Raw genomic sequence first — 14,075 nt, forward strand, 5'->3', positions numbered from 1 at the left:
CTCATAGGATGGACGGCGTGACCACCCTCACGCTCATCGGCAAGCCCGACTGCCATCTCTGCGATGTCGCCGAGCAGATCGTCGAGTCCGTCGTCGACGACCTCCCCGTCGAGGTGGCCGACCGCATCACGATAGAGCAGGCCTCGATCGCCGATGACACCGAGCTGTTCTCGACGTGGTGGGAGAAGATCCCCGTCGTCCTCATCGACGGCGAGCTGCACGCGCACTGGCGCGTTTCGGCCGACCGTCTGCGTGCCGCCCTCCTGGCGGCCGACTCCGAAGGAGCCTCCGCGTGAGCATCCGTCACATCGTCCTCTGGAAGCTCGCGGCGGACGACGCCGACACGCGTGCCCTGCACGCCGAGCAGATCGCCGAGCGACTTCTTGCCCTGAAGGGCGTCGTGACCGAGATCGACCACATCGAGGTCGGCCGCAACGTCGCCTACCCGCAGTCCAACTGGGACGTCGCGCTCGTCAGCGAGTTCGCCGACGTCGAGGCTCTCGAGCGTTACCAGGTGCACCCCGCGCATCAGGAGGCCGCGGGATTCATCCGCTCCGTGGTCGCCGAGCGCTCCTCGGTCGACTACCCGGCCTGAGCCGGTCCGCTCGCGTCGAGCGGTTTCACCGTCGCGGGCACCGCGGCGAGGGCGATGCGCACCTCGTCGTGATCGTCGAGCCGTCGCTCGGGCGCATGTTCGACGACCACGCGGCTGCCGTCGGCGGTGAGCACCGTCGAGCGACGCACGCTGCCGAGGAACGTCGTCTCTTCGACGACCGCGTCGACGCCGGGGGCGTCCGGCCCCACGAGCACGACGTGCTCGGGGCGGACGACGACCTCGCAGTGCCCGTCGTGCGCGGCCGCGGCGAGCGGCAGGTGCTGGCCCCAGACCTCGACGACCACGCCCTCGACGATCCCGGGCACCGCGCTGACCGGACCGAGCACCTCGGCCACGGCGGCGTCGCCGACCCGCGCGAAGACCTCGTCGGGGCATCCGGATGCCACGACGCGCCCTTGCGCCATGACGACGAGATCGTCGGCCACGGCCGCCGCCTCCGTGGTGTCGCGCGTCACCCACAGCGTCGTGACGCCGCGTTCGCGCAGTTCGCGGGCGAGTCGATCGCGCAGCTCGGCCCGGGCGGTGGTGTGCAGCGCCGCGAGGGCATCGTCGAGCACGAGGGCGCGCGGTCGCGAGGCGAGGGCGCGCGCCACGGCCCACCGCTGACGATCACCGTGGCTCAGTCGGCTCACCGGCTTCGCGGTCGAGCTCAGACCCACGAGCGCGCACAGGCGATCGGCTTCGCGCTCGGCATCCGGAGCCCCCGCCTGGCGGGCCGCGCTCACGATGGCCGCACGAACGCGACCGAAACGGGCGACGGTCGTGCGATCGCGCACCTCGGCGACCCGGGGAGCAGCCGCCCCCGACCGTCCGTCGACGGTGACGGTGCCGGCATCCGGACGCTCGGCCCCCGTCACCAGGCGCAGCAGCGTAGACGCGCCGCAGCCCGACGCGCCGACGAGCGCCACGATCCGCCCCGGACCCACCTCGAGATCGACGTCGCTGAGGATGACCGAGCCCGCTCGCTCGCGGCGTACTCCGCTCAACGTGATGGTCCAGCCCGGCGCGGGCGCGGCATCCGCGGTCGACGAAGGATCCACGGGGATGACAGCGACCATGAACGCACGCTAGAAATCGCGGATGACAGCAGAACGCCCGGGGGGTGAACCCCGGGCGTCGCTCGCTCGAACCTTACGGGGCGAGACGCGTCGGTCCGCGGAAGAGGTACGTGACCTCGCGGATCGACGACTCGCCCAGCATGAGCATGAGCACGCGCGCGAGTCCCATGCCGAATCCGCCGTGCGGCGGGGCGCCGAAGCGGAAGAAGTCGAGGTAGAAGTCGAGGTGCTCGGGGTCGAGACCCTTCTCCTTGGCCTGCTCGATCAGCACCTCGACGCGGTGCTCGCGCTGGGCGCCCGTGGTGATCTCGACGCCGTTGAACAGCAGGTCGTACGACTTGGTGAGCCCGGTCTCCTCGTCGCGCATGTGGTAGAAAGCGCGGATCTCGGGGTGGTAGTCGGTGATGAAGACGAACTGGTGACCGAAGGTCTCGGCCACGTGCGCCGCGATCTGACGCTCGCCCTCGGGGTCGAGGTCGCCGTCGGTGCGGGGGATGTCGTAGCCGCGCGCGGCGACGATCTCGCGCGCCTCGGCGAGGGGGATACGCGGGAACGGGAGGGCGGGAACCTGCACCTCGATGCCGAAGAGCTCCTGGATCTCGGCGCCGTGCTTGTCGGCGACCGCCTGGAACGCGGTCGCGATGAGCTCCTCTTGCATACGCGCGACATCTTCGTGCGAGTCGATCCAGCTGATCTCGGCGTCGATCGAGGTGAACTCGGTGGCGTGGCGGCTCGTGAACGAGGGGTCGGCGCGGAACGCGGGGGCGATCTCGAAGATCTTGCCGAAGCCGGCGACCTGGGCCATCTGCTTGAAGAACTGCGGGCTCTGCGCGAGGTAGGCCGTCTTGTCTTCGAAGTAGGGGACCTCGAACAGCTCGGCGTTGGACTCGGAGGGCGAGGCCATCAGCTTGGGGGAGTGCACCTCGATGTAGTCGCGCTCGACCCAGTAGGTGCGCATGGCGTGCTCGAGCGTGGTCTGCACGCGGAAGATGAGGTTGTTGCGACGCTGACGCAGGTCGATGAAGCGCCAGTCCATGCGCTTGTCGGGGCTGCTGTCGGCCGCGATGGGGGTCTCGGGGTTCGCGGCGGCCGCGATCACGAGCTCGCCCACCTTGATCTCGACGCCGCCGAGCTTCACGCGCTCGTCGTGCTTGAGCTCGCCGCGCACGGTCAGGAACGTGCCCGTCGAGAGGGCGCCGATCGTCTCGGTGAGGGCGAGAGCGGCGGCATCCTGGTCGACGGCCTCCTCTGAGGGACGCGTCGCGGGGTTGACCAGCTGCACGGCGCCGGTCTCGTCACGCAGGACGACGAACTGCACCTTCTTCTGATCGCGCACGGTTTCGACCCATCCCGACACCTCGACGGGGCCGGCGGGCAGGGACTTCAACTGGTTGACCAGGACGCGTTCGCTCACGGTCGACCAGTCTACGTGCGGGCGCGGCCCGGGCTCACGACCCCGCCCACGCCTCAGCGCCCGGCGCCGGCGGTGAGGCCGGCCTTGACGTGCCGCTGCGCGGCGAGGATCACCACGAGCGCGGGCAGGCTCGCGATGAGCGAGGCCGCCATCGTGGCCGCCCACGTGTTCAGGTTGGAGTTCGACAGCGCGAGGATCAGCACCGACATCGGGTACATCTCGTTGCGATTGACCAGGGTCAGACCGAACAGCAGATCGCCCCAGCTGAAGAGGAACGCGAAGACGCCCGCTGTCACGATCGCGTTGCGCGAGAGGGGCACGACAATGCGCCAGAGCGTTCCGAACGGCCCGAGTCCGTCGACCGTCGCGGCCTCGAGCACCTCGGTGTCGAGGCGCAGCATGAACGCGCGCATGACGATGACGGCGAAGGGGACGCCCGCGGTCGAGTTCGCCAGGATCAGGCCGATGAAGGTGTTGAGCAGTCCCCACGAGTTGAACATCGCGTAGAACGAGGTGGCCAGCACGACGCTCGGGATCATCTGCGCCAGCAGCAGCAGGATGAGCGCGATGCTCACCGCCCGCGAGCGCAGCCGGCTGAGCGCGTAGGCCGCCGGGATCGACACCAGCAGGGTGACCAGCACCGAGCCGAGCGAAACGAGGGTGGTGACGCGGAGGCCGCCGATGCCCGCGTCGTCGAGCGCCTTCTCGTATCCCCCGAGGCCGGGCGCCGTGGGGAACCACTGCGTGTCCGCCGAGTTGGCGGAGGGCTGCAGCGAGGCGGAGACCATCCAGTACACGGGGAAGAGGTAGACCACCAGCACGGCGATGGTGACGAGGGTCCACATCCATCCGCGGCGCCGGCGACGTCGCGCGACGGGAGGGGCGGATGCCGGGGCGACCACGGCGGGCGCGGAGGGAAGGGTGGCGGTCATTCTTCGCGCTCCCGACGCATCGACATCACGGTGTAGACGATCGCGAACACCACGCTGATCCCCAGCAGGAGCATTCCGTACGCGCCGCCCAGACCGAACTGGAACTGCTGGAACGCCTGCCGGTAGGAGAGCAGGCCCAGGGTCACGGTGCTGTTGGCGGGGCCGCCCGCGGTGAGAACGAGCACGAGGTCGACGATCAGCAGGGTGTAGACCACGCTCATCACGACGAGAACGGAGACGACGGGCCAGATGGTCGGCAGCACGATCGCGGTCAGTCTCCGCCACGCGCCGGCGCCGTCGAGCTGGGCGGCTTCGAGCTGTTCGGCGGGGACCTGCTTGAGGGCGGCGCCGAGGATCGTCGCCCAGTAGGGGAGGCTCGCCCAGACGGCCACGACGATGACCGACGGCAGCGCGGTCGCCGGATTCGCGAGCCACGCCTGGACGGGCAGGCCGAGTGCACCGAGCACGTCGTTGATGGGGCCGTCACCGGCCAGCAGCGACTTCCACACCGTGGCGACGACCACGGCCGGCAGCAGCCACGGAAGAAGGATGAGCGTCGGCAGCCACCGGCTGCCCGGGAAGGTGCGGGCGAACAGCAGGGCGAGCAGCAGGCCGAGCACCAGCTCGACGGCGACCGAGACGAGCGTGATGGTGAGGGTGTTCGCGAGTGCGCGGAAGGTGATGGGCTCGGCCAGCACGGCCTCAAAGTTCGTCGTGCCCACGAAGGGCGCGCGCCCCGTGATGAAGGTGCCGGTGGTGAAGTTCGTCGTGCTCATGTAGACGCCGTACCCGAGCGGGAACAGGAAGAACACGACGAAGAAGACCAGCGCGGGGGTCAGGAACCCCCACAGCTCGCCCCGCCGGCGGGCGGCCAGAGAACGCCGGAACCGGCCGGGGGCGGGTGCCCCCGACCGGCCGGTCGAGATGGTGTGGGCCGTCACTTGCCGCTGGCCTGCTCCAGTGCGGCCTGGGCGGTCTGCCCGCCGACCGTCGCGCTCTGGATCGCGTCGACGTACTCCTGCTGCAGCGTGTTCCACTCGGTGCCCAGCTGTGCGGAGTTGTAGGCGCCGTCGACCGCGTCGACGAACGGGGCGGCCGCGGGGACCTTCTCGACGAAGGCGTCCTGCGCGCTCTTGAGCGCGGGGATGTAGCCGCCCTGAACGGCGGTGTCGATCTGGTTCTCCTCCGAGGCGCGGCACTTCACGAGGGCCGCGGCGGCGGCCTCCTTCTGCGCGTCGGCGTTGGCGGCGACGCCGTAGGCGTAGCCGAGCAGGTTCACCTTGGGCGACTCGCCGCTCTTCGCGGTCGGGAACGGGAAGGTGCCCCACTCGAAGGGGATCGAGGTGTCGACGAGGTTCCACGGACCCGAGACCGTCATCGCCGCGGCACCCGAGGTCCACTGGTCGATGGACTCCCAGCCCCAGTTGACGAACTCGGTTGACAGCGAGCCGTTGCCCACGAGGTTCTTGTAGAGGTCGACCGCCTCGACGGCGCCGGCGCCGGTCGGGTCGGCGGGGTCGCCGCCCGCGGAGAGCAGGAACGGCAGGAAGTAGACCGGCGTCGAGCCGTCGCCGCCAATGCCCGGCAGCACGATGCCCTTCTGCGAGCCGGTGGTGAGCGAACCCGCGAGCGACACCAGGTCGTCGAAGGTCTTCGGGGCGGTCTCGGGCACACCCGCCGCCGCGAACGCGGCCTTGTTGTAGAAGATCGCGTAGTCCTCGACCTGCACGGGCAGGCCGTACAGGGTGCCGTCGTAGCGGCCGAGGTCGGCGGCGCTGTCGGCGAGGCCGTCGGTGGTGACGTCGTACTGGCTGAGATCGGCGAGGACCCCCTGCGAGGCGAGCTGCGGCAGCTGCGTGTCGGTGGAGAGGATCGCGACGTCGGGCAACGCCTTGGCACCGGCCGCTTGCAGGAGCTTCGTGGTGTAGTCGCCCGACTGCGTCTGCACGTCGACCGTGATGCCGAGGTCGGCGGCGCACGACTCGAAGTAGCCCTTCTGCAGGCTCTGGTACGGCTCGAAGTCGATGTTGTTCCAGACCGTGAGCTGGACGCCCTTGAATCCGTCGCTGGACACGGGGGCGGCCTGGCCGCCCGCGCAGGCAGTGAGGGCGAGGGCGGCGGTCAGACCGACCGCGGGCAGCGCGAGACGTCGCAGCCGCTGAGACGAGGAAGCCATGGTGTGTCCGTTCCCGACGACGTTGGGGGCGTCGTTCGACCTGTGCTGAGGAGGGTGCGGGCCGGTGCCGCCCGCATCACCCCCCACTGTGGAGTGTTGACGTGACGAACAGGGAACAGACGTGTCACGCGATGTAACACCACGCCGTGTCGCCGCCGCCGACTTGGCAGGGTGAGTGCATGGCATCCGTCCCCTCCTCCGTCCGCCGCGTCGTCGTCGACACCGACACCGGCCTCGACGACGCCCACTCGCTCATGTACCTGCTGGCGCAGCCCGACGTCGAGATCGAGGCGATCACGACGATCTACGGCAACACGCCCGTCGAGGATTCGGCCCGCAACGTCCGCACGGTGCTGCGCCTGGCCGGCCGCGAGGACATTCCGCTGCACCTGGGCGAGGCCGCGCCGCTGGAGGGCGAGGCGTCGATCGCCGACTTCGTGCACGGCACCGACGGGCTGGGCGACCGCTTCGAGCGGGCGGAGCTGCGCGTCGAGGACGAGAGCGCGGTCGACGCCATCGTGCGCATCGCGGCGGAGAGCCCGGGCGAGGTCGACCTGCACCCGCTCGGTCCCCTGACCAACATCGCCCGCGCGCTCGAACGCGACCCCGATCTGTTCCTGAAGTACCGCTCGGTCGTCATCATGGGCGGGGCGGGTCCGTACCCCGCGCCGGGCGGCGCCACGCTGACCGACGCCAACACGGCGAACGATCGCCTCGCCGCCGAGATCGTCTTCGGGGCGCGCAATGCCGGCAACGTCGTCATGGTGGGCGTCAACGTCACGGCGACCGCGATCCTCGACGAGCACGTGCTCGCGGTGCTGCGCGGGAAGGGCACGCCCTGGGCGAGCTTCGCCGGCGAGGTGCTCGACGCCTACAACGACTTCTACCAGTACAAGTGGGGCCGGCGGATCTCGTCCGCCCACGACGGCCTGGCCACGGTCGTGCTGCACCGCCCCGAGATCGTCACGGGCTGGATCGAAGGGCCCGTCGACTACACGCCGTACGGCGGTTCGCTCGCGACCCGCATCGCGCTCACCGCCGACGGACTGCCGCTGGTGTGGGGGACGCCCGAGGGGTCGACCGTCCGCGCGGTGACCTCGTTCGATCGCACGGCGTTCCTGCGCCTGTTCGTCGACGCGCTCTCGAGCGGACCGGCTCCGCGCGCCTGACGCCGGCGACGCGGCATCCGGAACCTCCTGTCGGAGCAGATTCCGGATGCCGCGTCGACGGGCATCCTCCGGTCGCGGCGCTCACACCCGGGCGGTGGCCCGTTCGTGCGCGGCGAGGCCCGCCCAGTGGATCTCTCCGCCGACGACGGTCAGTGACGCCTCGCCCGGACCCGATTCGACGAGCTCGACGAGCGCGTCGCGGGGATCGGTGCTCGACACGTCGAAAACCGCCAGGTCGGCCCGCGCATCGGGACGCAGCACGCCGGTGTCGTCGAGACCCAGGGCGTGCGCGCCGCCCGCGGTGGCCGCGGCGAAGAGGCGCTCGTGCAGGTCGTCGTCGGCGTAGCCCTGGTCGCGGGCGATGTCGTGGAGCGCGGCGACGTCATGCCAGATCGACAGGCTCGGCGACGACGACAGCGAGTCGGTGCCGACGGCGATCGCGTTGCCCTCGCGGAGGTAGGCCGCCACGGGCGGCGCGTCGAGGCCGATCACGCGGTTCGAGCGCGGGCAGAGCGCGACGCTGACGCCGCGTGCGCGGAGCAGGGCGCGATCGTCGGCGGCGACGTAGATGCCGTGCGCGAGGTGGGTCGTCGGGCTCAACGCGCCCAGGCCGTCGAGGTAGCGGATGACCCCCGTGCCCACCCCGCCGCCCTGCAGCAGCGCGAACTCGCCGCGGCCGTTGGCGCGCCAGCGCTCGGCGAGGTCGCCGGTGCCCGAGCGCACGTACGCGTCCTCCCACGCCGACTCCGCGGCGTGGATGTGCTGGCGCACGCCGAGCTCGGCGGACAGGCGCGAGAGCTCGCGGATCACCCCGGTGTCGAGGGAGTAGACCGCGTGGGGCGACAGACCCGTCGCGGGCGGCGAGGGGAGCGCCGAGAGCTGGGCCCGTACGCGCTCCTCTCCTCCCTCCGCCCACGTGCGATCGGTGTAGCCGAGGACCTCCCAGAACGCCACGCCGTGCAGACCCGCGTCGTGCACGGCGCTTCCGGCCGCGGCATCCGTCACGATCTCGGCGACCGAGGTCGTCCCCGAACGCAGAGCGAGGGCCGCACCGGCGGCAGCCGAGGCGCTCCAGTCGCGGGGCAGGGGGTACAGCGCCATGAAGGCGCTCATCCACGACTCGAAGCCGGCGTGCTGGGCACTGCCGACCTCGGCCATGTCGGTGTACTGCAGGTGCGTGTGGGCGTTGACGAGCCCCGGGGTGAGGGCGCCGCGGTGCTCGTGGACGCTGGTCGCCGCCGAGTCGAGCGCGGCCAGCACCTCGTCGGCGGTGCCCACCGCGACGAGGCGGCCCCCGGCCACGGCCACCGCCCCGTCGACGAGAGCAGGGCGCCCGGCCGAGAGGACGACCGGCGCCCGGTGGACCTCGACGCTCACTCGTCGCCGTCCTCGGGGTGCCACGCCGCGAGGAACGCCGTCTGCGCCGCCGAGGGCACGTCGAGGGCGCCCCCGAAAGAGCCGAGCGCGATCGCCGCCACCTCGTCGTCGGCCGCGCGCGGCAGGTCGTGCACGCCCGGGGCGAGATCGGGGGTGACCAAAAGGTGCGCGACCGAGGCGAGCTGCACGCCGAACGACAGGTCCATGATCTCGACTGGATTGCCCTCGGCCGCGCTGACGTTGAGGCAGTTGCCGTCGTCGAGCACGCGCACCCGGGCGCCGCTCGGCATCCGCAGCACCGACACCGCGGCGTCGCGCGAGATCTCGACGGCCCCCGCGGCGCGAGCGGCGTCGAGCGCGATCTCCTGCCCCACGCCGCCGCCGACGGCGACGATCGCCCCGGTGGGCAGCGCGTCGAGATGGGCGACGTCGATCGTGTGCCGGATGCCGGTGGCCGAGATGACGATGTCGGCGCGGCGCACGGCGTCGGCGAGCGGGCGCACCTCGTACCCCGCGAACGCCGCCTGCAGGGCCGCCACCGCGTCGGTCTCGGTCACCACGACGCGCGCGCCGAGGGCGGCGCAGTGCTGCGCGATCCCCGTGCCGACGCGCCCGTAGCCGACCACGACGACCGTGGCCCCGCGCAGCGATCGGTCGGCCACGTCGGCGACGGCGAACACGACCGACTGGCCGGTCCCGTGCATGTTGTCGAACAGCGACTTCGAGCGGGCGTCGTTCGCGGCGACGACCGGGATGCGCAGCGCGCCGTCGGCCTGCATGCGGCGCAGCGGCCGGACCCCCGAGGTGGTCTGCTCGGTCGCTCCGCGCATCTCGGCGACCACGTCGGGACGCTCGAGGTGGGCGAGGCGGATGGTCGAGGCGCCGTCGTCGACGATCACCTGCGGCCGGTGATCGATCAGGGCGAGGGCGTTCGCCCGGTCATCGGCGCGCTCGGCGTCGGCCCGGGCGTACACGGGGAGACCCGCGTGCGCGAGGGCGGCGGCGACGGCGTCGTCGGTGTTGCGGCCCGCGGAGGTGACGGTCACCTCGGCACCGGCCTCGGCGAGGGCGAGCGCGACGGTGGCGGTCTTCGGCTCGAGCACGTCGGACACCCCGGTCCGGATGCCGGCGACCGTCCCCTCGCTCGCGAGACGCGCGGCGAGGGCCGAGGTGACGGGCATGTGCGCGCGCGCCCACTCGATGCGGTCGAGGCCCGCACGCCACAGCGAGGCGTCGGCGATGCGGCCGGTCACGGGGTCACCGCCCGGGCGTAGACGCCGCGGGGATCGTCGGGGCCGCCGTCGACGACCAGAGCCGCGATCAGCGCGTCGAGGATGCGCCGCTGCGCGCTCGTGGGCGCGGCGCCGTCGACGGGCAGGGGAGAGGGCATCTCGACGAGCGATCCTTTCGAGGTGGTGCGCACGAAGGGGCGCGGCGAGGGAGCGGGGGAGGCGTCGGCCGGCCGCGGTGAGGCGTCGGCCACGAGCCCCGCGACGTCGTCGATGCCGAGGGCGTCGTATCCGACGCCGGTGAGGATCGCGGAGGGGGTGGAGCCCGACGTCGCCGCCGCCACGTCCTCGACGCGCACGCCGTCGAGAGTCGCGGTCAGCCGCTCCACGGGGTCGTCCGTGGAGCGCACCACGCTCGCGCCGAGGCGGCGGAGAAGCGCCGTCAACGCGGTGGCGAGGGAGGAGTCGCCGACGATGCGGACCGTGCTGCCGGCGAGGGTGAGGTTCGTGCGGGCCGAGAGGGCCAGCACCACCTGCTCCGCGCGGAGACGGCTGTACACGACGTCGAACACGCGCGACGAGAGCGGATCGACCGCGTTCTCGTCGTACGCGACCTCGAGGCCCAGCTCATCGCGCAGGGCGGAGCGCCAGCCCGGGGAGAGCGCGGGAAGGCTGCCGCCGTACGAGAGGGGGCGGGCGGAGGGGGAGGGCGCCGCGAGCAGGCGGCGGGTGGCGGGCAGAGCGTCGGCGAGCCCGTGGGGTGGAGCGGGATGAGTGGACGACACGGCTCGAACGTAGGGCGCGAACCCGGTTCGGCGCGAATTCACGACGCCGCGTCCCTAAGATGTCGCTCGTGACGTACTCGCTCCCCCCGGAGTCGTTCCGCACGCTGAGCCCCGAACCGCGGCCCCGCGCGGGACGACCGTGGGATGTCGCCATCACGATCGCGCTGCTGGTGCTGCTGCCCCTGCTGGCGCTCGGTGCCTCCTACGCGGGGGTGCTGCTCGCCTTCGCTTCCGATGCCTGCAGCGGCGCCGCCTGCGACACCGACCTCATGAACGCCGGGTTCTGGATCGCTGTGGTCTCGCCGTGGGTCGTCCTCCTCATCGGCGTGATCGTCGCGATCATCCGCCTCGTGCGCCATCGCCTCGCCTTCTGGGTGCCGCTGGTGGCGGCCGTGGCCATGGTCGCCGTGTGGTTCGTCGCCGCCGCCCTCGTCGGCGCCGGGGTCTCGGCATCCTGAACCGCTCGGGGGCAACCCCCAGGAACGCGCGGTGACGGGCCCGTAGCCTTGCACTGGGCGCCCGCACGGGCGGCCGATCACCGAGCGCGAAGGCACCCGATGACCGACATGACCCTCACCCTGACCCCCGTCAGATCGACCTCCGGCTCGCCCGAGGGCCAGTCGTGGCTCACCTCGCTGGCCGACTGGACCGTCTCGCTGATGGAGGTCATCGGCCCGGTCGGTGCCGGCGTGGCGATCGCGCTCGAGAACCTCTTCCCCCCGCTGCCCAGCGAGGTCGTGCTCCCGATGGCGGGCCTGACGGCCAGCCGCGGATCGTTCACGCTCTTCGAGGCGCTGCTGTGGACCACTCTCGGCTCGGTCGTCGGCGCTTTCATGCTCTACGGTCTCGGTCGCTGGCTCGGCGCCGCGCGCCTGCGGGCGTTCGCGGCCAAGATGCCGCTGCTGCACCCCGAAGACGTCGACCGCACCGTCGCGTGGTTCGAGCGGCACGGCGGCAAGGCGGTCTTCTTCGGGCGCATGATCCCGATCTTCCGCAGCCTCATCTCGATCCCCGCGGGCGTGGCCAAGATGCCGATGTGGCGCTTCGGCCTGCTCACCGGCGCGGGCAGCCTGGTCTGGAACACGATCTTCGTGCTGGCGGGTTACCTGCTGGGCGAGAACTGGCACATCGTCGAGGAGTACGCCTCGATCCTGCAGTACGTCGTCATCGCCGCCGTCGGCATCGGCGTCGCGTGGTTCCTGTACTCGCGAGTGCGCTCGCTCCTGGCGGCCCGGAAAGACGCCTGAACGGGGTTATCTCCACGTCGAGGCAACCGGCATCCGGACTCAGTCAGACCACAGAACCCGCCCGTAGACTGGGCCCGTGCCCGCCGACCGCCTCCATCTCGTGCGCCACGGAGAGGTTCACAACCCCCGTCGCGTGCTCTACGGTCGGCTCCCCGGCTTCGGCCTGAGCGTCGACGGGCGCCGGATGGCCCGCCAGGCCGCGGAGTACGTGCACGGCCTCGAGCGGCCTGTGTCGGCTCTCGTCGTCTCGCCCCTGCAGCGCACCCGCGAGTCGGCGGAGCCCTTCGTCGAGCTGTTCGGCATCGAGCCGTTCATCGACGATCGGGTCATCGAGCCCACGAACGTGTTCGAGGGGCGGCGCATGAAGCAGGCGCTCGCGAACCCGCTCAACTGGCGGCACCTGAGCCGCCCCGCCGTGCCGAGCTGGGGTGAGCCCTACGAGAACATCGTGGCGCGCATGACCGCCGCCATGGCCGACGCGTGGGAGCGGGTCGACGGCGGTGACGTCGTCGTGGTCTCTCACCAGCTGCCCATCTGGGTCACGCACCTCGCCCTGTCCCACCAGCCCACCCGCCACGACCCTCGCAAGCGCCGCTGCGCGCTGTCGAGCGTGACGAGCTTCGAACGGCGAGACGGCGCCGACGGCTCGGCGCGCTGGGTCGAGGTGGCGTACGCCGAGCCGGCCGCAACGGCCGGAGCCGTCGACGTAGGAGCAGTTTGATGCGCCGAATCCGCACCGCCGCCGGAGCCCTCGCCGCCGCGGCGGCCCTGATCGTGGGGCTGTCCGCCTGCACCGCCGACCCGCTGGCCGACCAGTACCGCGCGGGCGACAACAAGGGCTACATCGCCGCCAACGGGTTCCAGACCACCGAGATCGCGCCCGAGAACCGCACCGACCCGATCTCGTTCGAGGGCACCCTCGACAACGGATCCGCGGTGTCGAGCTCCGACTTCGCCGGCAAGGTGCTCGTGGTCAACTTCTGGTACGCCACGTGCGGCCCGTGCATCATCGAGGCCCCGCGCCTCGAGCAGGCCTACAAGACGTTCCAGGGCCAGGACGTGTCGTTCCTCGGCATCAACACCTACGACCAGCCCGCCACCGCGCTGTCGTTCGCGCGCGATCACGGAGTGTCGTACTCGAGCGCCATGGCCGTCGGCGACGCCCAGCTCAAGCTCGCGTTCAACAAGGCGACCCCGCTGAACGCCACCCCCACGACCCTCGTGCTCGACAAGCAGGGCCGCGTCGCCGCGCGCATCGTCGGTGAACTTCCCGAGGCCTCGATCCTCGAGGCGATCGTGCGCACGCTGGTCGCGGAGAACGCGTGAACCCGGGCGCCCTCGTCTTCGACGGGGCCCTGTGGGTGGCCGTGCCCATCGCGCTCGCCGCGGGTCTCATCTCGTTCCTGTCCCCTTGCGTGCTGCCGCTCGTGCCGGGCTACCTCGGCTACATCGGCGGTGCCGTCGCGCCGCGCGGGTCTTCGGCATCCGCCCCCGGGCGCGGGCGGCTGCTCGGCGGAACCCTGCTGTTCATCGCCGGCTTCACCGTCGTCTTCATGGCCATCAACGTGCTGGGCGGCACGCTCGGACGCTTCTTCATCGAGTACGCCGACATCATCACGCGCGTGATGGGCGTCGTCATCATCCTCATGGGCCTCGTGTTCATCGGCCTGTTCGGCCTCGCGCAGAGGTCGGTGCGCATGCAGTCGCGCGCGAACCTCGGGCTGATCGGCGCCCCGCTGCTGGGCATCGCCCTCGGCATCGGGTGGACGCCCTGCATCGGCCCGACGCTGACCGCGATCCTGTCGGTGTCGTACAACCTCGGCGACCCCGGGCGCGCGGCGCTGCTCGGCCTCGCGTACTCGCTGGGTCTCGGCATCCCGTTCGTCCTCCTGGCCCTCGGCCTCGGGTGGGCGACGAAGTCGGTGTCGTTCGTGCGCAAACACATCCGCGTCGTCAACCTGATCGGCGGATCTCTGCTCATCGTGCTCGGTCTGCTGATGGTGACCGGCCTCTGGGGTCAGTGGATGTCCGTGTTGCAGGGGGTGATCGGCAGTGTCCAGCTCCCGCTCTGA

At 71.5% G+C, this 14,075-nt stretch carries 16 protein-coding genes; 8 read left to right on the top strand and 8 right to left on the bottom strand.

Annotated elements, in window-relative coordinates; all coding sequences use genetic code 11:
* The first annotated feature begins 17 nt into the window (after nucleotides 1–17).
* Both FS769_RS08555 and FS769_RS08560 read left to right on the top strand, forming a co-directional pair.
* Nucleotides 18–296, top strand: coding sequence for a glutaredoxin family protein (locus FS769_RS08555; protein WP_144832397.1), 279 nt, complete (start codon nucleotides 18–20; stop codon nucleotides 294–296).
* The gene (locus FS769_RS08560) at nucleotides 293–595 is read left to right on the top strand and encodes a Dabb family protein (protein WP_144832400.1); all 303 of its coding nucleotides are present in this window, start codon (nucleotides 293–295) and stop codon (nucleotides 593–595) included. The genes FS769_RS08555 and FS769_RS08560 overlap by 4 nt, the downstream gene beginning before the upstream one ends.
* Here FS769_RS08560 and FS769_RS08565 read toward each other — a convergent pair.
* The 5 genes from FS769_RS08565 to FS769_RS08585 form a co-directional block, all read right to left on the bottom strand.
* Complete coding sequence (locus FS769_RS08565) at nucleotides 583–1,674, bottom strand: ABC transporter ATP-binding protein (RefSeq protein ID WP_144832403.1); 1,092 nt, start codon at nucleotides 1,672–1,674, stop codon at nucleotides 583–585. The genes FS769_RS08560 and FS769_RS08565 overlap by 13 nt on opposite strands.
* A 73-nt stretch (nucleotides 1,675–1,747) precedes the next feature.
* Nucleotides 1,748–3,088, bottom strand: a complete 1,341-nt coding sequence (gene aspS / locus FS769_RS08570; protein ID WP_144832406.1) for an aspartate--tRNA(Asn) ligase — start codon at nucleotides 3,086–3,088, stop codon at nucleotides 1,748–1,750.
* A gap of 53 nt (nucleotides 3,089–3,141) precedes the next feature.
* On the bottom strand, nucleotides 3,142–4,020 hold the full coding sequence (locus FS769_RS08575) for a carbohydrate ABC transporter permease (RefSeq protein ID WP_144832409.1): 879 nt from the start codon (nucleotides 4,018–4,020) through the stop codon (nucleotides 3,142–3,144).
* Nucleotides 4,017–4,961 carry a carbohydrate ABC transporter permease gene (locus FS769_RS08580; protein WP_144832412.1) on the bottom strand — a complete coding sequence of 315 codons (945 nt, stop codon included), beginning with the start codon at nucleotides 4,959–4,961 and terminating at the stop codon, nucleotides 4,017–4,019. The genes FS769_RS08575 and FS769_RS08580 overlap by 4 nt, the downstream gene beginning before the upstream one ends.
* On the bottom strand, nucleotides 4,958–6,196 hold the full coding sequence (locus FS769_RS08585; RefSeq protein ID WP_186325484.1) for an extracellular solute-binding protein: 1,239 nt from the start codon (nucleotides 6,194–6,196) through the stop codon (nucleotides 4,958–4,960). Before FS769_RS08585 ends, FS769_RS08580 begins: the two co-directional genes overlap by 4 nt.
* Nucleotides 6,197–6,375: 179 nt before the next feature.
* Between FS769_RS08585 and FS769_RS08590 the strand changes: the two genes are divergently transcribed.
* A complete protein-coding gene (locus FS769_RS08590; protein ID WP_144832419.1) occupies nucleotides 6,376–7,365 on the top strand; it encodes a nucleoside hydrolase in 990 nt (329 codons plus the stop codon).
* Between the two features lie 81 nt (nucleotides 7,366–7,446).
* On the opposite strand, the gene FS769_RS08595 is transcribed toward FS769_RS08590, so the two are convergent.
* Genes FS769_RS08595 through FS769_RS16830 form a run of 3 tightly spaced genes read right to left on the bottom strand, consistent with a single transcriptional unit; the run spans nucleotide 7,447 to nucleotide 10,756 of the window.
* A complete protein-coding gene (locus FS769_RS08595; protein ID WP_144832421.1) occupies nucleotides 7,447–8,742 on the bottom strand; it encodes an amidohydrolase family protein in 1,296 nt (431 codons plus the stop codon).
* Entirely contained in the window at nucleotides 8,739–9,995 is a 1,257-nt protein-coding gene (locus FS769_RS08600) for an adenosylhomocysteinase (RefSeq protein WP_186325485.1), read from the bottom strand. The genes FS769_RS08595 and FS769_RS08600 overlap by 4 nt, the downstream gene beginning before the upstream one ends.
* The gene (locus FS769_RS16830) at nucleotides 9,992–10,756 is read right to left on the bottom strand and encodes a hypothetical protein (RefSeq protein ID WP_186325486.1); all 765 of its coding nucleotides are present in this window, start codon (nucleotides 10,754–10,756) and stop codon (nucleotides 9,992–9,994) included. The genes FS769_RS08600 and FS769_RS16830 overlap by 4 nt, the downstream gene beginning before the upstream one ends.
* Before the next feature lie 68 nt (nucleotides 10,757–10,824).
* On the opposite strand from FS769_RS16830, the gene FS769_RS08605 reads away from it, so the two are divergent.
* The 5 genes from FS769_RS08605 to FS769_RS08625 all read left to right on the top strand — a co-directional run bounded on the left by FS769_RS08605 (nucleotide 10,825) and on the right by FS769_RS08625 (nucleotide 14,075).
* A complete protein-coding gene (locus FS769_RS08605) occupies nucleotides 10,825–11,214 on the top strand; it encodes a DUF6264 family protein (protein ID WP_144832427.1) in 390 nt (129 codons plus the stop codon).
* A 108-nt stretch (nucleotides 11,215–11,322) separates the two neighbouring features.
* A complete protein-coding gene (locus FS769_RS08610; RefSeq protein ID WP_144833105.1) occupies nucleotides 11,323–12,003 on the top strand; it encodes a DedA family protein in 681 nt (226 codons plus the stop codon).
* A gap of 76 nt (nucleotides 12,004–12,079) precedes the next feature.
* On the top strand, nucleotides 12,080–12,724 hold the full coding sequence (locus tag FS769_RS08615) for a histidine phosphatase family protein (protein WP_144832430.1): 645 nt from the start codon (nucleotides 12,080–12,082) through the stop codon (nucleotides 12,722–12,724).
* Complete coding sequence (locus FS769_RS08620) at nucleotides 12,724–13,329, top strand: TlpA disulfide reductase family protein (RefSeq protein ID WP_144832433.1); 606 nt, start codon at nucleotides 12,724–12,726, stop codon at nucleotides 13,327–13,329. Before FS769_RS08615 ends, FS769_RS08620 begins: the two co-directional genes overlap by 1 nt.
* A complete protein-coding gene (locus FS769_RS08625) occupies nucleotides 13,326–14,075 on the top strand; it encodes a cytochrome c biogenesis CcdA family protein (protein ID WP_144832436.1) in 750 nt (249 codons plus the stop codon). The genes FS769_RS08620 and FS769_RS08625 overlap by 4 nt, the downstream gene beginning before the upstream one ends.

The organism is Microbacterium sp. BH-3-3-3, assembly GCF_007679045.1.
Classification (GTDB): Bacteria; Actinomycetota; Actinomycetes; order Actinomycetales; family Microbacteriaceae; genus Microbacterium; species Microbacterium algihabitans.